This window comes from Aestuariirhabdus litorea (genome assembly GCF_003864255.1).
GTDB classification, from domain to species: Bacteria; Pseudomonadota; Gammaproteobacteria; order Pseudomonadales; family Aestuariirhabdaceae; genus Aestuariirhabdus; species Aestuariirhabdus litorea.
The window spans coordinates 403,516-428,494 of record NZ_QWEZ01000001.1 but is presented as its reverse complement, the minus strand read 5'-3'; the positions used below and the strand labels follow the sequence as shown (position 1 = coordinate 428,494).

The following is a 24,979-nucleotide window of genomic DNA, read 5'->3' as shown; positions in this document are numbered from 1 at the left end:
CCGCTAAGCGAGCACTCGCTTACGCTGCTCTTCATGTCCCATGGCCAACAGGTAGGGGTCAGTCTGCTGGCGGGCGACAAAGTCCGCCTTGCGGGTAATCCCCTCCCAGCCGAGCTTCGCCAGCACCTGGGCAACGCTGCCGCCGAGGGTGGTGCCGGGGCCGGTGATGAGCAGGCGGTCGGGGGCAAACTCCTTCACCGCCACCTCGATGGCGCGGCTGAAGTCGTAGGGGGCCACCACCTGGTGCCCCAGCGTGTAGTCGTGGAGCGCGACCGGGTCGGTGCTGTAGGGCTGCCAGAGGGCACCGCGGCCATCGACCAGGGGCAGCGCCGGCGCCTCAAACAGGCTCGCCGGCAGCTGCAAGCGGGCGCGCTCCGACACCGCCTCCAGCAGCGGTGTGTGGAAGGCGGCATGGTTGTAGAGGCGCATCGGGAAGCGATCCTGCACCACCGGCAGCCGCTGCTCCAGCCGCTTCAGCGCCGACTCGTTGCCCCCCAGTACCCGGTAACCGCCCAACTCGATCGAGGTGTAGAGCTCGCAACCGGGCTCGGCCTGCACCTCCGCCACCGCCCGCTCCAGGGTATCCTTGAGGGCCCCGTCGGCCTGCCACTGCTCATCCACCAGCGGGTAGAGCAGCTGGCCGCCGATCAGGCCGTCGGTCATCATCGAGCCCATGGTGTTGATCAGGCGGATGGCGTTGTCCGGGGCCAGGGCCCCGGCGCAGGCCAGCGCAATGTACCAGCCCATGGAGTTGCCGGTCACCGCCACCACCTCATAACGCTCGCGGTCGATGGCGAGGAAGTCGGCGTAGGCGCAGGCGTAGATCAGGGCCGAGGCGTTCTCCCCCGAGCTGTGCAGTTTGAGGGAGTAGCGGGCCATGGCGTCGAGCCCGGCGATCGAGCTCTGGCCGACGCCGGCGCGGTAGCGGTCGATCCCCTCGATAAGGGCCCCCTGGTCGCCATGCAGGCGCTTGAGGTAGCCCAGCTCCTCCTTGTTGTAGGTCCCCCGGCCCGGGCAGACGACGACGACACGTTCTTTCATTCTGTTGCCTCCAGGGTGTGTGAACGCTTACCTTGTGCGAGCAGCTCGAGGGCCGCATCGACAATGCCCCGGGCGCTGGGCAGGCCGCTGGTGGCGGCCCCGGCGAGGGGGATAAAACAGTCGTTGCCGGTCAGCCGTGCGATCGCCGGCGGATGGGCCAGCCGCTCCTGCACCAGGGTGACCAGGGCTTCGCTGATGGAGCCGGTACGGCGGCACTCATCCACCACCAGCAGGTGGGCGCAAGGCTCGATGGCGGCGGCCAGGGCGGCCTCATCCAGCGGTGCCAGCCAGCGCAGGTCGATGATGCGCAGATCCACACCCTGCTCGCGCAGGGTTTTCTCCGCCTGCCGCGACAAGTAGGCACCGTTGCCGTAGGTGAGGATGCAGAGGTCGGTGCCCTCGCCATGGACGCCGAACTCCCCCACCGCAATGGGGCGGCTCTCCGCGGGGCTGCGGTAGGGGTGACTCCAGAGGCCATCCCCCTCCTCGTGCAGATCGCGGGTCATGTAGAGGGCGATGGGCTCGATAAAGACCACCACCCGCTGCTGCTCGGCGGCGAAGGCAACGGCGCTGCGCATCATTGCCATGGCATCGGCACCGTTGGAGGGGCAAGCGATCACTAACCCGGGGATATCGCGGAACACGGCCAGTGAGTTGTCGTTGTGAAAGTGACCACCGAACCCCTTCTGGTAGCCGAGGCCGGCGATACGGATCACCATAGGGTTGCTGTACTGGCCGTTGGAGAAGAAGGGCAGGGTCGCCGCTTCGCCACGGATCTGGTCCTCGGCGTTGTGGACGTAAGCGAGGAACTGGATCTCGGGGATCGGCAGGAAGCCGTTGTGGGCCATGCCGATGGCCAGCCCGAGGATGCTCTGCTCATCCAGCAGGGTGTTGATCACCCGCGCCGGGCCAAACTTCTGCAACAGGCCGCTGGTGACGTGGTAGACCCCCCCCTTGGCCCCCACATCCTCACCGCACACCACGATGTTGTCGCGCTGCGCCATCAGCTCGGCCAGGGTCCAGTTGATCAGTTTGCCCATCGGCTGCGGCTTGGCCATCAGGGTGCGGTCGCGCTGGAACAGCGCCTCCCGCTGCGCCTCGGGCAGGACCGGCAGGGGCGGCTGTGCGGGCCGCTCGGGCGCCAGGGAGGCGATCACCTGCTCCGGGGTGGTCAGTTTGGGGCGGCGGATGGCGCGCTCGGCCACCTGCTCGATGCGCCCCTTGAGACCGTCGTAGAGATCCAGCAGCTGGTCCGCGCGCATCAGCCCCGCCTCGACGATGCGAGCGGCGCTGAACAGCAGCGGGTCAAGGGCTTCGTTGGCCTCGATCTGGGCCTTTGATCGGTAGGCGATCTCGGCGTCGGAGCCGGCGTGGCCCATCAGGCGCACGGTGCGCATGTGCAGGAACACCGGCTCGCGGCGGGTGCGGGCGATGCGCGCCGCCTCCCGTGCGGTGCGGTAGGTATCGAACAGGTCGAGGCCATCGCAATAGCGGTAGTGGAGACCGGGGCGCTGGCTGAAGGCGGCGCGAATCCAGCCGCTGGGGGTGGGGGTGGAGATGCCGATGCCGTTATCCTCACAGAGGAAGATCAGTGGCAGGGGCGAGCCCTGGTAGGCGGTCCAGGCGGCGGCGTTGATCGCCCCCTGGGCGGTGGAGTGGTTGGCCGAGGCATCGCCGAAGTTGCAGATCACCAGGCTGTCATGGGGCATCTCGGTGGCCACCCCCAGCCGCTCCCCGAGGGGGATGCTGAAAGCGGCCCCCACCGCCTTGGGCAGATGGGAGGCGATGGTGCTGGTCTGGGGCGGCACAAACAGCGGCTTGCTCCCCAGCACCTTGTGACGCCCGCCGGAGATCGGGTCCTCGCTGGAGGCGGCGAAGGAGAGCAGCATGTCGTAGAGCGGGGTCTGCCCCGGCAGCTGCTTGCTGCGCTGCACCAGGAAGGCACCGCTGCGGTAGTGCAGAAAGGCCATGTCGGTGTGGCGCAGCGCAGCGGCCACCGCGGCGTTGCCCTCATGCCCGGAGCTGCCGATGGTGTAGAAACTCTCCCCACGGGACTGTAACACCCGCGAGTGAATATCCAGCAATCGGCTCATCAGCTGGCTTTCGAACAGATCCACCAGCTGGGCAGGGCTGAGTCCCACGTCCGCCAGGCTGAGGTAGTTGTCCGGGCGCGGCAGCTCGCCACTGGCCAGCGCCCGCCTGAGGTTATCCTCCACCACCACCGCACGATTTTGCATGTTGCGCTCCCCTCTCTCCTTTACTTTCTCTCTTCTACCCCGGGCTCGATCAGCCGAAGGCCTGAAGGCCGGTCTGGGCACGCCCCAGGATGAGGGCGTGAATGTCGTGGGTTCCCTCGTAGGTGTTGACCGCCTCCAGGTTCATCACGTGGCGGATCACATGGTACTCGTCGGAGATGCCATTACCGCCGTGCATATCCCGCGCGACGCGGGCGATATCCAGTGCCTTGCCGCAGGAGTTGCGCTTGATCAGGGAGATCGCCTCGGGGGCCAGCTGGTTGGCGTCCATCAGGCGCCCCGCCTGCAGGCAGCCGAGCAGACCAAGGCTGATCTCGGTTTGCATGTCCGCCAGCTTCTTCTGGATCAGCTGGTTGGCCGCCAGCGGGCGGTTGAACTGGATCCGGTCGAGGCAGTACTGGCGCGCAGCATGCCAGCAGAACTCGGCGGCTCCCAGGGCGCCCCAGGCGATGCCGTAGCGGGCCTTGTTGAGACAGCCGAAGGGACCCTTGAGGCCGCTGACGTTGGGCAGCAGGTTCTCCTCGGGCACCAGCACATCCTCCATCACAATCTCGCCGGTGATGGAAGCGCGCAGGCTGAACTTGCCCTCGATCTTGGGGGTGCTGAGGCCGGCCATGCCGCGCTCGAGGATAAAGCCGCGGATCTCGCCGTCGAGCTTGGCCCACACCACCATCACATCGGCGATGGGGGAGTTGGTGATCCACATCTTGGCCCCCTTGAGCCGATAGCCGTCGGCCACCTTTTCGGCGCGGGTCTTCATGCCACCGGGGTCGCTGCCCACATCGGGTTCGGTAAGGCCGAAGCAGCCCACCCACTCACCACTGGCCAGTTTGGGCAGGTACTTGCGGCGCTGCTCTTCGCTGCCGTAGGCGTGGATCGGGTGCATCACCAGGGATGACTGCACACTCATGGCCGAGCGGTAACCGCTGTCCACCCGTTCGATCTCCCGCGCCACCAGCCCGTAGCTGACGTAGTTGACACCGGCACAACCATACGCCTCTGGCAGGGTAGCGCCGAGCAACCCCAGCGCTCCCAGCTCGTTCATGATCTCACGGTGAAAGTGCTCCTCGCGGTTGGCCTGCTTCACCCGCGACATCAGCTTGTCCTGGGCGTAGTCGTGGGCGCTGTCGCGGACCATGCGCTCCTCTTCGCTGAGCAGGCTGTTGAGCTCGAGGGGATCAATCCAGTTAAAGGCGGGACGGCTGTTCATAGGGGTCTCCTGGTGGTCGGCGGACCGCCGGCAGAGGGCGGCTCCGGTTCGCTGTAGGGCCCGGCGGCTTGGGGCCGGGGGATGGTTGGGCCCATGGTAGGAGGTCTCAAAACAAAGGCATAATATTCTTTAACTCTATCTGATATAGTTATCTTCTATGGATCTACGTGCCCTTCGCTACTTCGTTGCGGTCTACGAGTGCGGCAGCATCAGCGCCGCCGCCCGCCGCTGTTTTATCGCCCAGCCCTCCATCTCGGCCGCCATCGCCCAGCTGGAGGCGACCCTCAACAGCCCCCTCTTCTCCCGCCACGCCAAGGGGGTGCAGCCCACCGAGGCGGGGGAGCGACTCTACCCCCTGGCCAACCGCCTGTTGGGGGATGCCCAGGCGATCGTCAGCCTCTTCAACCAGCAGCGTGAGCGGCTGCCCTTTCGCCTCGGCCTGATCCGCTCCCTGGGGGCCGAGCGGGTCAGCCAGCTGCTCAAGGACCTGAGTAACTGCGTCGAGGGGCTGGAACTGACCCTGGTGCAACCGGAGGAGCCCTGCGATGCCCGCATCATCAGCAGCGCCTACCTGCAGAGCGGTGAGGTGTTCCAGCCCCTGTGGCGCGATCGCTACCTGCTGGCGCTGCCCGCCGGGCATCCATTGAGCCTCAAAACCGAACTCCACCTCACCGATTTCGAAGGCATCGACTTCATCCACCGCTCCCCCTGCGAGGCGGTGAGCGTGCTCGACGGCACCCTCTCGCGCCTCGGTATCCGCCTCAAGATCCGCGCCCGCATCCAGACCGTGGAGTATGCCCTGGGGCTGGTGGGGGCCGGCGTGGGCGCGGCGCTGGTGCCGGAGATTCCGCAGCTGCTGCAACGCGACGACCTGGTACTCAAGGAGATCGGCGATATCGACCTGGGGCGTACCATTGGCCTGGCCTGGGACAAGCAGGCGGACCCCAACGACGCCACCCGGGCGATTATCGATATCTGCCAGCAGCGCTGGCGCGAGCGCTCGGGCTGACCCTCGCCGATAACCACCCCAACGGTATGGTTATTGCTGTATACTCTGCTGTTTTGGGGCTCCCAGGCATGGGTCATCGCCCCCCTCACCCGCTAAAGGATTAGGGAACCCAGGTTGAAACGCAGTCTGATTTCACTACTGATGGCCATGCTGGGCAGCCTGCGGGACCTGGCGCCCATCATCGTGGTGATCCTCTTTTTCCAGTTCGCCGTTTTGCAGCAACCGCTACCGCAACTACTCGACCTTGTACTCGGGTTGGTGTTCGTGGTGCTGGGGCTGACCTTCTTTATTTTCGGACTGGAGATGGGGCTGTTTCCCATTGGTGAGACCCTGGCCCACGCCTTTGCCCTCAAGGGCAGTGTGTTCTGGCTGCTGCTGTTCGCCTTTGCCCTCGGCTTCGGCACCACCATCGCCGAACCCGCCCTCATTGCCGTCGCCGGCGAAGCCGCCACCATCGCCGCCGAGGCCGGGGTGATCGCGACCACCCGGGAGGCCACCGAGGGCTACGCCAACGGCCTGCGCCTGACGGTGGCCTTTTCGGTGGGGCTGGCGATCGTGATCGGGGTCTTGCGCATCCTTATGGGCTGGCCGATTCACTGGCTGATCATCGGCGGCTATGTGATGGTGGTGATCATGACCCTGTTCGCCCCGCCCGAGATTATCGGCATCGCCTACGACTCCGGCGGCGTCACCACCTCCACCATTACCGTTCCCCTGGTGACGGCACTGGGGGTGGGGCTGGCCTCTTCCATTAAAGGCCGAAACCCCATGATCGATGGCTTTGGCCTGATCGCCTTCGCCTCGCTGACCCCCATGATTTTCGTGATGGGCTACGGCATGGTGATCGGCTGATGGAACTGTTGCACGACATCTTTGCCACGCTTTGGGCCACCCTCGGGGATGTGTTCCCCATCGCCACCATCATCTTTGGCTTCCAGTACCTGGTGCTGCGCAAGCCAGTTCCCAACCTCAAGCGCGTGCTGATCGGTTTTGCCTACGTGGTGGTGGGGCTGTCGCTGTTTTTGATGGGCCTCGAACGGGCGCTCTTCCCCCTCGGCCGCCTGATGGCCGAGCAGCTGACCCGCCCCGAGTTTGTCTACCAGGGCTTCGACATCCTGCCGGATGAGGTGCTCTGGGAGCAGTATTACTGGGTCTACCTGTTCGCCTTCGCCATCGGCTTCAGCACCACCATCGCCGAGCCCTCGCTGATCGCAGTGGCGATCAAGGCGAGCGAGGTCTCCGGCGGCGCCATCAGTACCTGGGGACTTAGGATCGCGGTCGCCATCGGCGTCGCCATCGGGATCGCCCTGGGTTGCTACCGCATCGTTACCGGCCTGCCGATCCACTACTTCATTATCGTCGGCTACATTCTGGTGGTGATCCAGACCTGGTTTGCCCCGCGCATGATCGTCCCCCTGGCTTACGACTCCGGCGGCGTTACCACCTCGACGGTGACGGTGCCGCTGGTGACGGCCCTGGGGCTCGGACTGGCGGAGACCGTACCCGGGCGCAGCGTCCTGATCGACGGCTTTGGCCTGATCGCCTTCGCCAGCCTGTTTCCCATTATGAGCGTGATGGGTTATGCCCAGCTCGCCGAGATGAGCGCCCGCCGCCGGCGCAAGCAGCAGGAAAGGGAGTCGGAGCTCTCCCCTGCGTCCACCCTGGAGAGAGACAACCATGCACTTTAAACTGCTACTGGCTTTTGTTGAGGACAGCAAGACGGATGCTGTGGTGGCGGCTGCCCGCGAGGCGGGAGCCACCGGCTCGACCGTGATCAACAACGCGCGCGGCGAGGGGCTGAACAAGAGCAAAACCTTCTTTGGCCTCACCCTGGAGACCCAGCGAGACATCGTGCTGATGATCGTCGAGGAGCACCTCAGTCGTCGCATTCTGGAGAACATCGCCGAGGCTGGCGAATTTGATACCTCCCCCGGCAGCGGCATTGCGGTGCAGCTGGATGTGGAGGATGCGGTGGGGGTGGCCCACCAGGTAACGGAACTGGTAGGCAAAATGGAGCAATCACTATGAGCGAGCAGCGACGCATTACAGTCAGCGAGGTGATGAAGGGGCAGTTCATCGAGATGGATGGGCTGATGACGGTGGCGGAGGCGATTCAGGCACTGGTGAAGGAGAGCGCCCACACCCTGATCATCAAGAAACGCCACGATCACGATGAGTACGGCATCGTGGTGCTGGCCGATATTTCAAAAAAGGTGCTGGCCAGGGACCGCTCGCCAGAGCGGGTCAACCTCTATGAGATCATGACCAAGCCGGTGCTCAGCGTCGCCCCCGACATGGATATCCGCTACTGCGCCCGCCTGTTCGACCAGTTCGGACTGGCCTGTGCCCCGGTGTTGGATAAGGGTCAGATGGTGGGGGTGATCACCTACGAGGAGATCGTTCTGCACGGGCTGCTGGCACTGGTGAGTGATTAAACGGGTTAGTGACTAAATCGGCGCTTTGGCCTTTTGGTTATTGCCAAGACTGATAAATCGACCTATTGTCTCGGGAACCTAGCAGGGATTTAGCTATGAGCAGTAATGAGAATCCGGATCTTTTCTGGGACCTTAGCGCCATATCCAACAAGCAGCTCGCCTCCAATTTTTTCAAAAAGGTGGCGAGTGCCTTTTGCGTCTACAGCCCCTCTGTCGAGAAGATCTACTCCAACTTCGAGGTGATCCTGCCCCGCGACAGCAACAGCGGGCTGATCGTGCTGCCGAACCCCTATGCCTTCCATGATATGTTCAGCTTTATCAACAACGCCTCAATCAAGCAGACGGGCATCATGCTCCACCCCGGTGAGAGCTTTGGCCACCAGGGAGGACTCTACCTGTCACTGCCGATGCGGGGCAACAAACGCTCGAAGATGCTGGAGTTTGTAAAGGGCATCAACCTGATCAACAACACCTACAAGGCCAAACCCGGTAACCAGCTGTTCCTGCCGGTACTGGTCAACGGTGACCTGCGGGAATTCAAGGCGGCACACCCCTACCTACACCTGCACCGCATCGATGTGGCTGAGCTGGGTAACCTCTCGCAGTTTGAGCGCCAGGATATCCAGGACTCGATCTACCATCGCTTCAAGCAGATCGACAAGCTGCTGGTTGCCCCCACGGCCTGATCATCCGGCCTATACTGGGTTGATCGCGTCCTGGGGTCACTGACGGCTATGCATAACCCTGCTTCCACACTGCCGCTCATGAGCCTGCTGCTGGGTCTCTCCAGCGGCATCATGCTGGCCGCGGCCATCACCACGGGTGTGCTGGCGCGCATCAGCGCCCAGCAACTGATGCGCGAGCTCTACCGGGCGCTCTGCTTCATCTGCCTGTGTGGGGTCGGCTATCAGGTCTGCACCCTGCTCTACCACCAGGCCACCACCCAGGCCCAGAGCCTGCTACTGGCGCGCTGGCAGCTCAGTTTCGAGCTGATTGCCCCGATCGGCTACGCCGCCCTGTGCGCGACCTTTACCCGACAGACCTCGGTGCGCCCCTGGCTCAGTCTGGTCTGCGCACTCTGTATCACCCTGTTGCTGATCAACATCGCCAGTCCCCAGACCCTGCGCTTCGACAGCCCTGTGGACCTGCGCCACTTCCACTACCCCTGGGGAGAGGCTGTCTACCTGCTGGAGGGCCCCCCCGGGGCACTGACCGCGCTCTGGCTGCTGGGGGTCAATGGCATCTACGCCTACTGCCTGTGGCGCTTCCTGCGCCACTGGTGGACGGAACACTCGCTGCTGGCGGCACTCTGGGCCTGCTACCTGCTGCTGCAGGCGATCGCCAGCACCATCGGCGCCATGATCGATGATGGCCGGGTCAACAGCGTCTACCTGGCGGGGTTTGCCGCTTCACTGATGGTCATCGGCGTCTGCGTCATTCTCGCCTACGAGGCGGTTCGCAAGGCCGCCGCCGCCTTCGAGCGGGAGCAGGCACTGACCCTGGAGATGGAGCAACGGTTGAAGGCCGAGACCCGAATCCACCGTATCGCCTTCGAAGACCCGCTCACCGAGCTGCCGACCCGCTCCATGCTGCGCGAGTACCTGAAACAGCGCCTACCCGCCGATCAGGAGTCGCCGCGTCCACTGCTCTACCTGCAGGTCAACCTTGATCACTTCAAGCGCATCAACGACGAGCTGGGGCAGGACGTTGGCGACCACCTGTTGCAACTGCTGGCCAGGCGCCTGCGCAACACTGTCGGTCTGTCGATGATGGTGGCCCGCATTGCCGGTGACGAGTTTGTCCTGATCGACGAGCACGTCAAGAGCCAATCCCCCGAGTACGCTCGCCAGATTGCGTCCAAGGTGCTCTCCATTATTCACCAGCCGCTGCAGGTCAATGACCACAGCCTGCACCTCGGTGCCACCATCGCCATGCTGATGGTGCCCCTACACGCGCGAACGGTGCATGAGGTGATGAAGGGCGCCAGCATCACCATGAGCCGGGCCAAAAAAAGTGGCCGCGGCCGCTTCCACCTCTACGACCCCAGGTCCGGGGAGGAGAGCCGGCTTCGGCAACAGCTGGAGCAGGCGCTGCGCCAGGCACTGCTCAACGAGCAGTTTGAGCTTCATTACCAGCCACTGATGGACAGTAACCGCCGTTGCATTGGTGCCGAGGCCCTGATTCGATGGCCCAGCCCCGAGCGGGGCATGGTGGCGCCCGACCGGTTTATCCCCCTGGCGGAGGAGACCGGTATGATCCACGCCATAGGCGACTGGGTTCTGCAGCAGGCATTAAACCGCTTGCAGCGCTGGCAAACCGAACTACCCGGCTTCGACGGCTACCTCACCATCAACGTCTCGCCCTGGCAGTTTGCCCGTCCGGACTTTGTCACCAGCCTGCACAGCGCCATCCACAAAAGCAACATCCCCCACCACCGACTCTGCCTCGAGATCACCGAGGGGGTGCTGCTAACGGACCGGGAGGAGACCATCGACAAGCTCAACCAGTTGCGGAAGCTGGGGCTGATGATCGCCCTCGATGACTTCGGTACCGGTTACTCCTCGCTGGCCTATTTGAGGGACCTGCCGATTGACGTACTGAAGATCGATCGCTCCTTTATCAGCGACCTGCAGCTGGAGGCGCCACGTCACCTGGTGGATGCCATCATCTCCATCGGTCGCCACATGAACATCAAAACCGTGGCCGAGGGGGTGGAAACCGAGCCTCAGTGGAGCCACCTGAAGTCGATGGGCTGTGATAGTTTCCAGGGCTACCTCTTCTCCCCCGCCCTCAACGCGGAGGCGTTCAGTCGCTGGATCCGCCAGCATCAGCCTGGAAGCTGCGCATAAACCGAAATCCACCCCCCTGAAAAGACGCATATCTGCGTATTCGCCACCTCCCGCTTCGCCCCTACACTAGGACGACATACTTGGCAGGAGGCAATGATGATTCCGATCAGCCACTTCAACCCCTACACACTGGCACCGGGAACCCCCAACAGCCCGCTGTTCCCCCAGGCCGGATTGAGCTATGAACAGTCCAACGCCCTGCTCGACCAGCTGGGTGATCGCCTGAATGAAGCCCGGGATACACGCGAGGCTCGCAAGGAGGCCGAACGCACCACATTGCTCGGCATCAGCCATGCAAACCTGCGTCAGGACCAGGTCGACACCTATATCCGCCTCATGAGTGAGGGCGAGGTCCGGGACCGGCATACCCTGGTGGATTACGCTTATCTGCGCCACAAGGGAATCACCGAGCTGACCATCAACGTTTCCCCCGCCGAGCAGGAGACGGGCCTGCGCCCCGAACCCAGGGGCGCACAGGTCGAACACTACCAAAGCCCTGAACCAGCCTCCGCTCCAGGGGGCCTGGTCGACCTGCGGGCCTGAGGGTCCTAAGGTAAGGGGACGGGTTACCAGGGGAGCGGGTCGCCGTTGTAATCCAGGAAGCAGCCCGTCTCCGAGAGGGTGGTGGCGGCTATCACTTGACGCATAGAGGCCACCGATGTGACGGCATCGATCAGGGCATTGGGCCCCCCCATATCGGTTTTCACCCAACCGGGGTGCATCAGGAGTACCCGAATCCCCTCGCCCCTCAAGTCTTCGGCAAGGCTCTTGCCCACCGCATTCAGGGCTGCCTTGGAGCTGCGGTAGACGTAGCTCCCCCCGCTGAGGTTATCGGTCATACTGCCCATCTTGCTACTCAGCAGCACTACGCAGGGGTCATAGCCCAGACGCAGGTTATCCAGCAGGCGCTGCACCACCATCAGCGGGGCCAGGGCGTTGATCCGGAGAGTCTCCATCCAGGGCTCCACCTGAACCGTTTCCAGGCGACTGGCACCGGGCCCATAGACGCCTGCGTTCTGGACCAGCAGGTCCAGCGGTTGACCCTGCAGTGCCTTGGCAGCGCGCTCAATGGAGGCGTTATCGGCAATATCCAGTGGCAACAGGTGCAGCCTGGGGTTTTCTGCGGCGAGGGCCTGCAACTCGGTACAGCCCTCCGGGTTGCGGCAGCTGGCATAGACCTTCCAACCCTCCTGCAGATACTGGCGGGTGAACTCCAGCCCGAGCCCCCGGCTACATCCCGTAATCATGACCGTTGCCATCAGCTCTCTCCTTGTGCCCCAAGGCACGCTTTACCCTCGTCTGGGTCGATGATGATCCAGGGAGAAAAACCGATCCACTGCCGGTCTTCCCTGCCCTGAAACCGGGCTACCTTGCCCACTGGCAGTATAAACCGCCACAAAAAAACAGGGGGAGCCAAAGCTCCCCCTGCTGTTGTTCTGGGATCCCTGTCTCAGGAACGGGGGCGCAGGTGAGCGTGATAGCGCTTTTCCAGCTGGCGGAAGATAAACACGATGGTGAAGGTGATCGCCATGTAAAACAGGCCCGCGGCAATGAAGGCCTCGAACGGGCTGTAATACTTGGCATTGATCAGGCGCGCAGCACCGGTCAGGTCGACGATGGTGACAATACCGGCGATCGCGCTGCCATGGAGCATAAACACCACCTCGTTGCTGTAAGCCGGCAGGGCCCGGCGCAGGGCGCTGGGCAGGATAATGCGGCGGATCTGCTGCCCGCGACTCATGCCGTAAGCCCTGGCAGCCTCGATCTCCCCATACGGGGTATTGGCAATCGCTCCGCGGAAAATCTCAGTGGTATAGGCGGCGGTGTTGAGGGTAAAGGCAAAGAGTGCACACCAGTAGGCCTCCTTGAAGAAGGGCCACAGGAAGCTCTCCCGCATCGCCTCAAACTGGCCGAAGCCGTAGTAGACCAGAAACACCTGCACCAGCATGGGGGTGCCGCGGAAAAAGTAGGTATAGACCCAGATGGGGCCCCAGATCAGCGGGTTGCGGTTGTTACGCAGGACCGCCAGCGGCACCGCGATAAAGAGCCCCAGCAGCAGCGCAAGGAACACCAGCTGAATCGTGGTCCAGGCCCCCTCGAGATAGAGGTCGATGTTGTCGAAAATAATGGAGAAATCCATGATTAGGCCTCACGTCTCAGGCTGGCGCTGTAACGACGCTCAAGCCACTGCAGGTAGCCGACCGAAATCGAGGTAAAGACCAGGAAGATAACCGACACCGCCAGGTAAAAGGTGAAGGGCTTCTGGGTTGAGCCGGCCGCCAGCGACGCCTTGCGCACCATGTCATCGAGGCCGATGATCGACACCAGCGCGGTTGTCTTGAGTAAGACCAGCCAGTTGTTGCCAAAACCTGGCAGGGCATGGCGCATCATCTGCGGAAACAGAATCCGGCGGAACACCTGTAGGCTGGTCATGCCATAGGCCCGGGCCGCTTCCAGTTGGCCGCTGTCGACAGCCAGAATGGCGCCGCGAAAGGTTTCCGCCATGTAGGCACCGAAGATAAAACCGATGGTCAGAACCCCTGCCACAAAGGGGTTAATATCGATGTAATCTTCGTAGCCCACCATATAGGCCAGTTCGTTCACCAGCATCTGCCCGCCAAAGAAGATCAGCAGCATCAGCACCAGGTCGGGGATGCCACGAATCACCGTGGTGTAGACCACTGCGACGCTTTTGGCGATCAGTGAGCGGGAGAGTTTGGCCAGTGCGGTACCAATCCCCAGCACCATGCTCAGTAACAGTGACAGCAGTGCTACCTCAATGGTAACGATGGCGCCACTGAGAATACTTTGCCCATAGCCGTGAAGATCAAGCATATTGCACTCTCATCCGGTAAACGAAAACGAAAGGTGGCGAAGCACCGAAGGTGCTTCGCCTGCGTTCCGACTTAGTAGATTTCGAAGTCGAAGTACTTCTTGCGGATCGTGTCGTAAGTGCCATCGGCACGGATCTTTTCGATCGCCGCATTAAACTGCTCGGTCAGGTCCTTGTCGCGCTTGCGAACCGCGATACCGATACCTTCACCCACCCACTTGGGATCGGTGATGCTCTTACCGGTCAGCTCATAGGCGTCGCCGCCCTCTTTGGCGAGGAAGCCATCGGTCATAACAAAAATATCACCCAGCAGCAGGTCCAGGCGATCAGACTTCATATCCAGGTAAGCTTCATCCTGAGTGCCGTAACGCTTGACGTTCACTCCCTCAACCGCGTTGGAGATATAGGTATCAGCAATGGTTGAACGCTGCACACCTACGGTCTTGCCGGCCAGGTTGCTGGTGTCGATACCCGCTCCCTTCTTGGCGACATAGGCCAGCGGAGAGGTGTAGTACTTGTTGGTGAAATCAACTTTCTGCTTGCGCTCTTCGGTGATGGACATGGAGGCGATGATGGCATCGTACTTGCGCGCCAGCAGCGCAGGAATAATCCCGTCCCAATCCTGCTTGACCATGGTGCACTCGGCATTCATGGCCGCACAGAGGGCATTGGCAATATCGATATCGAAACCGGTCACCGAACCATCGGGATTGGTCTGGCTGAAGGGAGGGTAAGCCCCCTCAACACCGATGCGAACTTTGTTCCACTCTTTAGCCATGGCCGGAGTAGCCGCCAACGCGATCACAGTGGCACCAACGGCAAACAAACGCTTTATCATAAGTAACTCCCTAGGGTTTTTGTTATCTGTTGTTTGATCAGGTTAATAACTGCTGGCAAGAAACTGCTGCAGCCGTTCTGATTCAGGGTTATTAAAGACCGTATCGGGATGCCCCTGCTCTTCAATCAGCCCCTGATGCAGAAAGAGTACCTTGTTTGATACATCTCGGGCAAAGGCCATTTCATGGGTAACCACAATCATGGTGCGACCCTCTTCAGCCAGGTCCTGCATCACCTTGAGTACCTCACCCACCAACTCCGGGTCCAGCGCCGAGGTGGGCTCATCAAATAGCATCACCTCCGGGTCCATGGCCAGCGCCCGAGCGATCGCCGCACGCTGCTGCTGACCGCCGGACATGTGGCCGGGATAGTAATCACGCTTCTCGTAGATACCCACCTTGTCCATCAGGCGGCGGGCCCGCTCCAGGGCCTCCTTCTTCGACAAACCCAGCACCTGGATGGGGGCCTCAATGATGTTCTCCTCGATGGTCATATGGGACCAGAGGTTAAAGCTCTGGAACACCATCGACAGGCGTGAGCGAATACGCTCCACCTGCTTCTGGTCCGCGGGCATGGGCACGCCCCGCTTGCCGGGCTTCATCGCAATCTTTTCGCCGTGCAGGTAGATATCGCCGGAGGTGGGGATTTCAAGGAGATTGATACAACGCAGGAAGGTACTTTTGCCGGAGCCGGAGGAGCCGATCATGGAGATCACATCCCCCTTCTGGGCCGTCAGCGACACTCCCTTGAGCACCTCCAGTTCATTGAAATGCTTATGCAGGTCATTCACTTCCAGTGCAGGGGTATTGCTGCTCATAGAACTCTCTTCTTATGGTTCGTTATCGAATCGGTACCGGCCGTTGCAGGGCCAACACACGGGTGTCTCGGATAGCGTGTCCCGCCTCTGCAGAGCCGGGCGGGTTGTGCCATAAAGTACGCAACTGGGCAGGAACCATGCAAGGGGTTTTGCGCAAGATGTGAACAGCAGGTCCCCAGACTAAAACTAAACGGCGTAAAGAGGAAATTATACCCCTTATTTTCTCAAAACGCAGGTTCGTGCCGCACAGGGCGACCCCACCGCCCCAGCACCAACTCCCCTGCAGCATCCGCTTAAGAACAGCCTCCCATCAGTTGGAGGCCAACGCCGGCAGTTCCACGGCGGTATCTGCGCCCACGGCCATCAGCCGGCTGACGATAGAGTCGCTGTAGCGGGTGACCAGATAGGGGACGGTCTCGTTCTGGTAGTCGATCAGTTTGGCCGAAATAAACTCCCACTTGATTTCGGCTTCCAGCAGCCGCTCATCCCCAAGGGAGCTCCGGAGGGTTTCAAGCTGCTGAGAGAACGCGGTGGCGTGCACATCGATGGTGTCACCCTCGGCATCGGCCATCAGCCCGGTACGCCCATTCCAGTGGGCCGCGAGGCGGGCATAACGAGACGCCATCTTTTGCACCCTGGCCGCAGCCGACATCAACTGGTGACGCAGGCCGGGCTGGCTGCCATCGAGATAATCCTGTGCCACGGCCAGGCTATTGAGCAGACGTTGCTCGGCAGTTTCAAGATCGCTCACCGCATACACCGAGGTATATCCCTGGGTACGGATCTCGTTGCCTTGGGCGGCTTTACGGTACGGTTCAAAGTCGAGCCGGACCTGGTTCACCAGGGCGGCCAGCGCCTCGTCGCCAGGCAGCGCCTCATCGGCCGGGATCCGGTCCTGCATCTGCTGCAGCCCCTTCTCGATCTTGGTTGCGACCCGCAGGTCACCCTCAAGAAAGGTAAACATATGGAACTGGGTGGAGGTGGCGTAGGTTTCGATCTCCAGCGCGTAGAGCCGGTCCAGAAGCTGGCCCTTGTCGGCCAGCACCGGGCCCGACATCAGGCCCAGGCACAATAGAAGAAGATAAGGTGCACGTCGCATCATAGTGGAGTCACTCGCTGTATTGTTTTTATTGTGTACCCAAAGAGCCGATGCTCTCAGGGGCGATAGGTTCGGCGTACGCATCCTGCGCGGCCCCGACATCAGCCTCAGCGAAGTTCCTGCCACCAGCTTCGCACCCCCGCCAAAGGCATGCAACCCCTTATCCGCTTAAGCTATACTGCGCGCCCCTCTGGCCAGAACCGCCCCCATGTCCAACCCCCTCTACCGCGGTGCGCTCTTTATTCTCCTGTCCGAGCTGCTACTGGTGCTCAGCGGCGCCACCATTCGACAGCTGGCCCATGAGCTGCCCAACGAGGTGATCGTCTTTTGCCGCAACCTGTTTGCCCTGGGGCTGCTGCTCCCCTGGCTGATGCGCCAGGGGAGCGCCGCCATCCAGACCCGGCATATCAGGTTTCACCTGATGCGCGCCGCGGTCGGGGTCAGCGCCATGTACTGCCTCTACTACTCCTGGGCCCACCTGCCCCTGGCGGAGGCGGCCCTGTTTAAACAGACCGCCCCCTTCTTTATTCCGGTGATCGCCCTCCTGTGGCTGGGCGAGCAGATTCCCAGGAGCGTCAGGATTGCCATTGGCTTAGGCTTTCTTGGCGTTGCCCTGATCCTTAAGCCGGGCGCCGCAGGGCTGAACCCGGTGCTGTTGGTCGCCCTAGCCGGTGCCCTGCTGGGGGCCCTGGCCAAGGTCACCATCAGGCGCATGGCCAGCACCGAACCCAGCACCCGCATCGTCTTTTACTTTGCCCTCTTCACCAGCCTGCTCTCGGTGCTGCCGGCGCTGATGAACTGGGTCACCCCCTCGACCCAGGGGTGGGGGCTGATCCTGCTGATGGCGGCGCTCTCAACCGGCGCCCAGCTCTCCCTCAGCCATGCCTATGCGCTGGCACCGGCAGGACGCCTTGGCCCTTTTACCTACTCATCGATTCTCTTTGCCACCCTGCTGGGCTGGTTACTGTGGGCAGAATCGCTGGCGCTGGCCACCCTGATCGGCATGGGGCTGGTGATCGCGGCGGGGGTACTGGCGGTAGCCGACCAGCTACCGCGCAGGAAGCCGCTATAATGCTCGATATAAACCCCACATAATGGCAAACTATTTGCCATAAAAAACAGAACGCGCGAGTCACTCCACGAGCTAGAAAGGAAACGCACATGCAAGAACAGGAATCGACAGTTTTCATCATTGACGACGACGAGGCGGTCAGGGACTCGCTACGACTGTTGATGAAATCCGTTGGGCAGAGCGTAGAGACCTTTGCCTCCCCGGCCGAATTCCTCAACAGTTACGATGAAAATCGCCCGGGCTGTATTGTGCTGGATATTCGTATGCCGGGGATGAGCGGGCTTGAGCTGCAGGGCAAGCTCAATGAGATGCACTGCATCCTTCCCATTATTTTTATCACCGGCCACGGTGATGTACAGATGGCGGTGCAGGCGATCAAGGACGGCGCCATGAACTTCATCCAGAAGCCGTTCCGTGACCAGGAGCTGCTGGACCTGATCAACGACGCCCTCAAGCTCGACGCCGAGCAACGCAAGGAGCTGCTGGAGCACAAGGAGATCCTGCGCCGCCTGAGCACCCTCACCGACCGCGAGCGTGAAGTGTTGCACCATGTGATTGAGGGCAAGGCCAACAAGGTGATCGCACTGGACATCAACCTGAGCCAGCGCACCGTCGAAATCCACCGCTCCCGGGTAATGGAGAAGATGGGCACCAAGTCCCTCGCCCACCTGGTGCGCCAGGTAATGCAGGTTCAGGACCAGATGTAGTCCAGGCAGGGCACACAGGCGAAGGGGTTGCTCCGCCTGTGCGCCTCTAGGTAGATGCCACAAGGATTGCCGTAGCTCTACCCATAGGCACCGAAACAAGCCCCCCCTACACTGGGCTTCCCCTGTCGAGGAGCCAGAGCCCAATGCCACCCAAGCGATCCCCCGTGCCCGATATTATGATCTCTCTCACCTGCGTTGCCCTGCTGTTGCTGAGCATGGCCTCGCTGTACCGCATGAGTTGGTAGCCCCCCCTTTAATTGATACCCGGTTGCCGCGACTTTCACCTACAAAGTTCGGTACTATAGAGCGCTCCCAGACAGACCATCAACGGATTGAATATGGCGACGCAGCGCTTGAAAGAGCACCTCTACGAGGTCATCTTTGGAACCGAAACCCCGGCGGGGCGCCGCTTCGACCTGTTCCTGATTGCCGCCATCCTGCTCAGTATCGGGGTGGCCATGCTGGACTCGGTCCAGGAGATCTCCTCCCGTTACCACCAGCAGTTTTTTATCATTGAGTGGGTGTTCACCCTGCTCTTTACCCTCGAGTACATCGCCCGTCTCTACTGCTCGCCCAAGCCGCTCAGCTACGCCCGCAGCTTCTTCGGCATCGTTGACCTGCTGGCGATTCTGCCCAGTTACCTGGCACTGCTCTACAGCGGCTCGACCTTCCTGGTGATCATCCGCCTGCTGCGGGTCCTGCGGATCTTCCGTATCCTCAAGCTGATGCGCTACCTGCGCGACGCCAATGTGCTCTGGCGCTCCATGCTCTCCTCGCGCCGCAAGATCTTTGTCTTCTTCTGCTCGGTACTGGTGCTGGCCACGATTTTCGGCTCCCTGATGTACGTGGTGGAGGGGGATAAGAGCGGGTTTACCAGCATTCCCAAAAGCATCTACTGGGCGATCGTCACCATCACCACCGTGGGCTACGGTGACATCACCCCCCACACCGTGTTCGGCCAGGTGCTGGCCTCGATGGTGATGGTGACCGGTTACTCCATCATTGCCGTTCCCACCGGGATCATCACCGCCGAGCTGGCCGATGAACTGCGTCGCGATCGCTCCGCCAAATACTGCGCCAACTGCAACCGTAGCGGCCACGATAACGATGCCGAACACTGCAAATACTGTGGCGCCGGCCTCAACCCCTGAGCCCGGCCCCTAGGCGGCGCTCTTTCCTGCCGCTTCGGCGTCGGGCGCCGGGTTGTCCACCACCACCCGTGGGGTTTCACTGCGGCGGTGACGCTCATGCAAAAAGCGCAACACCTCAGCCCGGTAATGGTTGTAGCGGCTGTCATCGGCCAGCGCCAGGCGGTCACGGGGGCGCTCGAGGTCAACCTTGAGGATCTCGCCGATGGTCGCCGCCGGTCCGTTGGTCATCATCACGATACGGTCTGACAGCAGCACCGCCTCGTCCACATCGTGGGTAATCATCACCACCGTGTTGTTGAGACGCGCCTGTATCTCCATCAATGAATCCTGTAGATGGGCCCGGGTGAGTGCGTCGAGGGCACCGAAGGGCTCATCCATCAGCAGCACCCGTGGCTGCATCGCCAGCGCCCGGGCAATGCCCACCCGCTGCTTCATGCCGCCGGAGATCTCCCCCGGCAGCTTGTCGAGGGCGTGCCCCATGTGCACCAGCTCAAGGTTATGCTCAATCCACTGGCGGGTCTCGGCCCGGCTTTTCTTACGGCCGAACACCTGCTTTACCGCCAGCTCAACGTTCTGGTAGGCGGTCAACCAGGGCAGCAGGGAGTGGTTCTGGAACACCACGGCCCGCTCCGGCCCCGGCTCGTTGACCTCCTTACCGTCGAGGATTACCCCCCCTTCGGTTGCCCGGTGCAGGCCGGCGATAATATTGAGCACGGTGGATTTACCACAGCCGGAGTGGCCGATGAGCGAGACAAACTCCCCCTCCTCAATTTTCAGGTTAACCTTATCCAGTGCCCTGAAGGGCCCACCGGGAGCCGGAAATTCAATAGCAACCTGCTCAAGGCTAAGATGATCTTTCATCATGATTTTCTCCCTACTCCTAGCGCAGAATCGCGCTCTTATCCCAGGACACCGCTTTCTGTATCTGCAGCATGATGCGATCCAGCAGGTAACCAATGAAGCCAATTGTGATCACCGCGATCATAATGCGACCCAAAGAGTGGGAGCTGCCGTTCTGGAATTCGTCCCATACGAACTTCCCCAAACCCGGGTTCTGCGCCAGCATTTCGGCCGCAATCAGCACCATCCAGCCCACACCCAGCGACAGACGCAGCCCGGTAAAGATCATGGGTATGGCCGATGGCAGTACCACCCTGTAGATATGTACCCACCAGTTCAGGCGTAACACCTTGCTGACGTTGAGCAGATCCTGCTCGATGGAGGCGACCCCGACCGTGGTGTTAATCAGGGTGGGCCACATGCAGCAGAGCATGACGGTAATCGCCGAGGTGACGAAGGATTTGCTGAACAGGGGGTCATCACTGACGTAGAGCGCACTCACCACCATAGTGACGATCGGCAACCACGCGAGGGGGGATACCGGCTTGAAAATCTGGATCAACGGATTCAGGCCGCGGTACACCGTGGCGTTCAATCCACAGAGGATACCCATAGGGATCGCCACCAGGCTGGCCAGCCCAAAGCCGGCAAACACCGTGGTCAGGCTGGTGAGGATCTGGTCGATATAGGTTGGCTTGCCCGTATAGGGACGGATCCTGACCTCCGCATCGGGGTTCTTTTGCAGTTTTTTGCTGTTGCGCACCTGCTGCCGTTCGTAGAATGCCTGCTCCTTGTCGCGCTCCGCCAGGTGTTCCTGCCACAGGGTACCGGCCTGTTCCCAGACCGCCACCGGGCCGGGAACCTGCCCCAGGGAAGTGACGATACGGGGCGCGCCCAGGTGCCAGATAAACAGAAACAGCGCCATTGCCGCCAGCGGTACCAGCAGCAACCGGATGCCCTGGTTGAGCCGTTCTGGACTCCAGAGTCCGGCCAGCTTTGGTAACCATGCCGTAGGAAGCAGGGGCTGGGTCGCAGTGATCAGTTTTGTCGCCATGGGGCCTCCTCAAAACAGGGCCGGACTTGCTGGCAGGCAACCCCGGCTGAATAAACCGCCGTTATTGCACGACCTCGTCACCCTTCAAACCGATCGTAAACTGGTCCAGATAGGCGTTGGGCTGGGTACCGTCGTAGGTGATGCCGTCGATAAAGTGGATCTGGGGGGCGCGAAAGCCATCCTCCCGGGCCAGGTCAGGGAAATCTGATGCGCGCATCTTGCCCTCTTCGATCAACGAGTCGACGGCGGCACGGTAGATATCGGGGCGGTAGACCTGTTTGGCCACATCGAGATACCAGTTGTCGGACTTGGGCTCGGCAATCTGCCCCCAGCGACGCATCTGGGTCAGGTACCAGATCGCATCGCTGTAGTAGGGGTAGGTGGCGTTATGGCGGAAGAACACATTGAAGTCCGGCACTGCGCGCTTATCCCCCTTTTCGTACTCGAAGGTGCCGGTCATGCTGTTGGCAATCACCTCATAATCGGCGCCCACATATTCGCTGCGCGAGAGGATCTTCACCGCTTCGGGCCGATTCTTGTTGTCCTCGGCATCCAGCCACTGGGCTGCCCGAATCAACGCCTTGACCACCGCGATGTGGGTATTGGGGTTGGCGTCGGCCCAGGCCTTGCTGACGCCGAACACCTTCTCCGGGTTGTTCTTCCAGATCTCATAGTCGGTGACGACCGGCACCCCGATGCCTTTGAAGACCGCCTGCTGGTTCCAGGGCTCCCCCACACAGTAGCCATAGATAGTGCCAGCCTCCATAGTGGAGGGCATCTGCGGCGGCGGTGTCACCGACAGCAGGGCATCGGCCTTGATGTGTCCCGAGGTGTCACCCTTATCGGGGGCGTAATACCCGGGATGGATGCCACCGGCTGCGAGCCAGTAGCGAAGCTCATAGTTGTGGGTGGAGACCGGAAACACCATCCCCATTTTGAAGGGTTTGCCTTCGGCCAGGTACTTGTCCACCACCGGCTTCAGGGAGTCCGCCTTGATCGGGTGCCGGGGCCTGCCATCGGCCATGGTGGGAACGTGGGGTTTCATCTGCTCCCATACATCATTTGAGACGGTAATGGCGTTACCGTTGAGATCCATGCTGAAAGCGGTAATCACCTGCGCCTGGGTGCCGTAGCCAATGGTCGCCCCGAGGGGCTGTCCGGCCAGCATGTGAGCACCGTCGAGCTCCCCATCGATCACCCGATCCAGCAGCACCTTCCAGTTGGCCTGCGCCTCGAGGGTCACGTAGAGCCCCTCATCCTCGAAGAAGCCTTTCTCGTAGGCCACCGCCAGCGGCGCCATATCGGTGAGCTTGATAAAGCCGAACTTGAGTTCCTCCTTTTCGACCTCCAGCTCGGCCCATGCGAACCCGCTTGCCAGCAGGCATCCCAGCATAACTCCCGCCACTTTATGACAGGCACTCGCTTTATTGGTGGATTGTAGAACACGCCCAAATCGAATCATCATTGCTATCTCCCACAGGTGAGCATCGGGTGAGGGAGCGGCTACCGGCTGGACAGACACCCCACAGAAGTTGATATATCTCATTCAACAAGCGTGCCAGCCGTCAAAACCCTTTAAAAACAGGGGTTGGCGGACGTTAATACCCTTTTTTGCACCAGATCAATGCCCCTCTCCCGGTCAGCGCGCCACAACTCTGCGCAGGCCAGCCGGCAGAATGCACCAAAACAAAACAACACACGCCAGCACTCAGCTGCCTGCGCAGCAGGCAGGATCAACCGTTCCGGCTTTCGGCACATAAAATACGATGAAGTTTCATATAAAAGGAAGATTAAGGAGACAGGGAAAGGGAGGAGAAAGAATCAGGGTCTCCAAAGGCCTGCCCTTTTTGATAAGGTAGCCACTTTTTGGCCCAGCGGCTAAGCCTGCTCGCGGTAAATCCAGCGTTGCAGGTTCTTGTCCATATGGTCCCGCAGGCGTTTGATACTGCATTCGCTAACAAACAGGATCGCGTCAATCAGTTTGGTGGCGCTGAGAAAGAGTGCTCCATTACCATAGCCACTATGCCACCCCTGCTGCTGGCCGTCGGCGATCTCGGCTGCAAAGTCCCGCACCTTCTCACTACAACCGCTTTCGCTATAGGCCTTTAGAATCCACTTGCGGTCACGTTCGGAAAAGGCGTCGCAACGCTCGAGAACGCCCCGCTGGCGCTGGCGAAACTCGGTGACCAGGTAGTTGAGCTTGAACACCACCTCCTGGTCACCCTCCTGATCCAGCTCCCGGTGGGTGGAGAGTCCACGAATCTGCGCTATCACCTCCACAATGGGTAGCAGGGTTTCAACGATGTAACCCAGCAGCAGAAGCGAATCGCCGTCGGTGCCGACCTCCTCATGAAACAGAAGGGACTTGATAAAGGTCAGCAGCTCATTGATCAGGTGGCTGTGGAGGTTGAAATTGGCGATGGGGGAGTCCATGCGCCACTGCTCCTTGACGAACAGCCACTCCCGCTCGACGTTTTCCCAGCCCGGCGTCTTCAACAGATTCAGTTCGTCAAGGCGCTGGACCCGCTCAAGGTGATACTCCACCTTTTGCTGAATCCCCAGAATTCTTGACTCAAAGAAGAGGTCGCCATTGAGCACGGCCAGGGAGGCCCCACGGTGGTGCTGCAGGTAACTCAACAGGGGAAGGCACCTGAGGGTCAATGAAATGCGCCCCAGGCGGCGCTGGTTACCCATATGCAAGGCGCGGTAGTCGAGGGCAGGCAAGGCTTCATTGGCCGTCGTCGCCGTCAACGCACCGGCCTGAACCACCCCGTTAAGCAATGCACCTTTTTGAACCATAATGGACCCCCAGTGGGTGTTAAACAGCATCCACCGGGTAAAGAGCAAAAACCCTGCCAGCCTTTAGAGTCGGGGGGGGGGAGAGCGGGGCTAGGCGAAGACCACGGTTTTGTTATCGTGCACCAGCACCCGGTCCTCCAGGTGGTAGCGCAACCCCTTGGCCAGGGCAGTCTTCTCGCAATCCTTGCCGATGCGAACCATATCCGCAATGCTGTCGCGGTGGCTGATGCGTTCGATGTCCTGCTCAATGATCGGGCCGGCGTCCAGTTCGGAGGTAACGTAGTGGCAGGTGGCACCGATCAGCTTTACCCCCCGCAGGTAAGCCTGATGGTAGGGCTTGGCCCCCGCGAAGGAGGGCAGGAAGCTGTGGTGGATATTGATCACCCGGTTGGCAAACTGATCGCACAGCGCCGGTGGCAGTATCTGCATATAGCGGGCGAGGACAATGGTATCGGCGCGGTAACGCTCCACCAGTTCGGCGACCTCGGCAAAGGCTTCATCCTTCTCCTGCGGGTTCACCGGTACATGGTGGAAGGGGATACCGTGCCACTCCACCATCGAACGCAGGTCATCATGGTTGGAGATCACCGCCGGGATCGAACACTCCAGCTCACCGCTGTGCCAGCGGTGCAGCAGATCGGCCAGGCAGTGGGACTCCCGGCTGGCCATCAACAGGACCCGCTTGGGCTCGGTGGAATCGGTAATGCGCCACTGCATCGCATACTCGGCAGCGATCGGCGCAAAGGCGGCGCGCAGGGTCTCGAGATCCAACGGCATGGAGTCGGCACAGATTTCGTGTCGCATAAAAAACCAGCCCGTGGCCAGGTCCGAGTGGTGGTTTGCCTCGGTGATGGAGGCATTGTAGTTCGCGAGAAAATTACTCACCTTGGCAACAATGCCAACGCGGTCGGGACAGGCGACCACGAGTCGGAAGGTTCTGGACATCGGCTACTCCTTTAAACGAGGCGCTA

At 61.2% G+C, this 24,979-nt stretch carries 25 protein-coding genes; 11 read left to right on the top strand and 14 right to left on the bottom strand.

All coding sequences use genetic code 11. The features are described 5' to 3' along the window. Window positions 1–3: 3 nt before the first annotated feature. The 3 genes from D0544_RS02095 to D0544_RS02085 are packed head-to-tail and all read right to left on the bottom strand — an operon-like array spanning window position 4 to window position 4,506. Complete coding sequence (locus tag D0544_RS02095; protein ID WP_125014361.1) at window positions 4–1,041, bottom strand: ACP S-malonyltransferase; 1,038 nt, start codon at window positions 1,039–1,041, stop codon at window positions 4–6. Next, entirely contained in the window at window positions 1,038–3,278 is a 2,241-nt protein-coding gene (locus tag D0544_RS02090; RefSeq protein WP_125014360.1) for a dehydrogenase E1 component subunit alpha/beta, read from the bottom strand. The genes D0544_RS02095 and D0544_RS02090 overlap by 4 nt, the downstream gene beginning before the upstream one ends. Window positions 3,279–3,327: 49 nt before the next feature. Continuing rightward, window positions 3,328–4,506, bottom strand: coding sequence for an acyl-CoA dehydrogenase (locus D0544_RS02085; RefSeq protein WP_125014359.1), 1,179 nt, complete (start codon window positions 4,504–4,506; stop codon window positions 3,328–3,330). A gap of 157 nt (window positions 4,507–4,663) precedes the next feature. On the opposite strand from D0544_RS02085, the gene D0544_RS02080 reads away from it, so the two are divergent. From D0544_RS02080 to D0544_RS02045, 8 genes are all read left to right on the top strand, one after another. Further along, window positions 4,664–5,515 carry a LysR family transcriptional regulator gene (locus D0544_RS02080; RefSeq protein ID WP_125014358.1) on the top strand — a complete coding sequence of 284 codons (852 nt, stop codon included), beginning with the start codon at window positions 4,664–4,666 and terminating at the stop codon, window positions 5,513–5,515. Window positions 5,516–5,662: 147 nt separating this feature from the next. Next, complete coding sequence (locus tag D0544_RS02075) at window positions 5,663–6,367, top strand: DUF1538 domain-containing protein (protein WP_125015840.1); 705 nt, start codon at window positions 5,663–5,665, stop codon at window positions 6,365–6,367. Then, window positions 6,367–7,203, top strand: a complete 837-nt coding sequence (locus D0544_RS02070) for a DUF1538 domain-containing protein (protein WP_125014357.1) — start codon at window positions 6,367–6,369, stop codon at window positions 7,201–7,203. The genes D0544_RS02075 and D0544_RS02070 overlap by 1 nt, the downstream gene beginning before the upstream one ends. Then, window positions 7,193–7,543 carry a P-II family nitrogen regulator gene (locus tag D0544_RS02065; RefSeq protein ID WP_125014356.1) on the top strand — a complete coding sequence of 117 codons (351 nt, stop codon included), beginning with the start codon at window positions 7,193–7,195 and terminating at the stop codon, window positions 7,541–7,543. Before D0544_RS02070 ends, D0544_RS02065 begins: the two co-directional genes overlap by 11 nt. Beyond that, the gene (locus D0544_RS02060; protein WP_125014355.1) at window positions 7,540–7,950 is read left to right on the top strand and encodes a CBS domain-containing protein; all 411 of its coding nucleotides are present in this window, start codon (window positions 7,540–7,542) and stop codon (window positions 7,948–7,950) included. Before D0544_RS02065 ends, D0544_RS02060 begins: the two co-directional genes overlap by 4 nt. Window positions 7,951–8,045: 95 nt before the next feature. Next, entirely contained in the window at window positions 8,046–8,636 is a 591-nt protein-coding gene (locus D0544_RS02055; RefSeq protein WP_125014354.1) for a hypothetical protein, read from the top strand. Between the two features lie 48 nt (window positions 8,637–8,684). Continuing rightward, window positions 8,685–10,799: a putative bifunctional diguanylate cyclase/phosphodiesterase gene (locus D0544_RS02050; RefSeq protein WP_125014353.1), complete on the top strand. Its 2,115-nt coding sequence runs from the start codon at window positions 8,685–8,687 to the stop codon at window positions 10,797–10,799. Window positions 10,800–10,892: 93 nt separating this feature from the next. Then, window positions 10,893–11,342 (top strand): hypothetical protein, encoded by a 450-nt coding sequence (locus D0544_RS02045; RefSeq protein ID WP_125014352.1) that lies wholly within the window; start codon window positions 10,893–10,895, stop codon window positions 11,340–11,342. Between the two features lie 23 nt (window positions 11,343–11,365). Here the strand turns inward: D0544_RS02045 and D0544_RS02040 are convergent, their stop codons facing one another. The 6 genes from D0544_RS02040 to D0544_RS02015 all read right to left on the bottom strand — a co-directional run bounded on the left by D0544_RS02040 (window position 11,366) and on the right by D0544_RS02015 (window position 16,388). After that, a complete protein-coding gene (locus D0544_RS02040; protein ID WP_125014351.1) occupies window positions 11,366–12,058 on the bottom strand; it encodes an SDR family oxidoreductase in 693 nt (230 codons plus the stop codon). 191 nt (window positions 12,059–12,249) lie between these two features. Beyond that, window positions 12,250–12,939 (bottom strand): ABC transporter permease, encoded by a 690-nt coding sequence (locus D0544_RS02035; protein WP_125014350.1) that lies wholly within the window; start codon window positions 12,937–12,939, stop codon window positions 12,250–12,252. 2 nt (window positions 12,940–12,941) lie between these two features. Next, entirely contained in the window at window positions 12,942–13,634 is a 693-nt protein-coding gene (locus D0544_RS02030) for an ABC transporter permease (RefSeq protein WP_125014349.1), read from the bottom strand. 71 nt (window positions 13,635–13,705) lie between these two features. Continuing rightward, window positions 13,706–14,470, bottom strand: coding sequence for an ABC transporter substrate-binding protein (locus tag D0544_RS02025; protein ID WP_125014348.1), 765 nt, complete (start codon window positions 14,468–14,470; stop codon window positions 13,706–13,708). Window positions 14,471–14,512: 42 nt separating this feature from the next. Next, window positions 14,513–15,286, bottom strand: a complete 774-nt coding sequence (locus D0544_RS02020; RefSeq protein ID WP_125014347.1) for an ABC transporter ATP-binding protein — start codon at window positions 15,284–15,286, stop codon at window positions 14,513–14,515. A gap of 310 nt (window positions 15,287–15,596) precedes the next feature. After that, window positions 15,597–16,388: a hypothetical protein gene (locus D0544_RS02015; protein ID WP_125014346.1), complete on the bottom strand. Its 792-nt coding sequence runs from the start codon at window positions 16,386–16,388 to the stop codon at window positions 15,597–15,599. Window positions 16,389–16,593: 205 nt separating this feature from the next. Here D0544_RS02015 and D0544_RS02010 point away from each other — a divergent pair, with 205 nt between their 5' ends. The 3 genes from D0544_RS02010 (at window position 16,594) to D0544_RS02000 (ending at window position 19,315) form a co-directional block, all read left to right on the top strand. After that, complete coding sequence (locus tag D0544_RS02010; RefSeq protein WP_125014345.1) at window positions 16,594–17,457, top strand: DMT family transporter; 864 nt, start codon at window positions 16,594–16,596, stop codon at window positions 17,455–17,457. An 89-nt stretch (window positions 17,458–17,546) separates the two neighbouring features. Further along, on the top strand, window positions 17,547–18,164 hold the full coding sequence (locus D0544_RS02005) for a response regulator transcription factor (RefSeq protein WP_125014344.1): 618 nt from the start codon (window positions 17,547–17,549) through the stop codon (window positions 18,162–18,164). Window positions 18,165–18,502: 338 nt separating this feature from the next. Next, window positions 18,503–19,315 carry an ion transporter gene (locus tag D0544_RS02000; protein ID WP_125014343.1) on the top strand — a complete coding sequence of 271 codons (813 nt, stop codon included), beginning with the start codon at window positions 18,503–18,505 and terminating at the stop codon, window positions 19,313–19,315. Window positions 19,316–19,324: 9 nt separating this feature from the next. Here the strand turns inward: D0544_RS02000 and D0544_RS01995 are convergent, their stop codons facing one another. The 5 genes from D0544_RS01995 to purU form a co-directional block, all read right to left on the bottom strand. Beyond that, window positions 19,325–20,176 carry an ABC transporter ATP-binding protein gene (locus tag D0544_RS01995; RefSeq protein WP_207905829.1) on the bottom strand — a complete coding sequence of 284 codons (852 nt, stop codon included), beginning with the start codon at window positions 20,174–20,176 and terminating at the stop codon, window positions 19,325–19,327. A gap of 19 nt (window positions 20,177–20,195) precedes the next feature. Further along, window positions 20,196–21,209 (bottom strand): ABC transporter permease, encoded by a 1,014-nt coding sequence (locus D0544_RS01990; RefSeq protein WP_125014342.1) that lies wholly within the window; start codon window positions 21,207–21,209, stop codon window positions 20,196–20,198. 61 nt (window positions 21,210–21,270) lie between these two features. Beyond that, window positions 21,271–22,602 (bottom strand): CmpA/NrtA family ABC transporter substrate-binding protein, encoded by a 1,332-nt coding sequence (locus D0544_RS01985; protein ID WP_125015838.1) that lies wholly within the window; start codon window positions 22,600–22,602, stop codon window positions 21,271–21,273. A gap of 485 nt (window positions 22,603–23,087) precedes the next feature. Then, entirely contained in the window at window positions 23,088–24,008 is a 921-nt protein-coding gene (locus D0544_RS01980) for a hypothetical protein (protein WP_125014341.1), read from the bottom strand. 90 nt (window positions 24,009–24,098) lie between these two features. Beyond that, entirely contained in the window at window positions 24,099–24,953 is an 855-nt protein-coding gene (gene purU, locus D0544_RS01975; protein WP_125014339.1) for a formyltetrahydrofolate deformylase, read from the bottom strand. Window positions 24,954–24,979 lie beyond the last annotated feature (26 nt).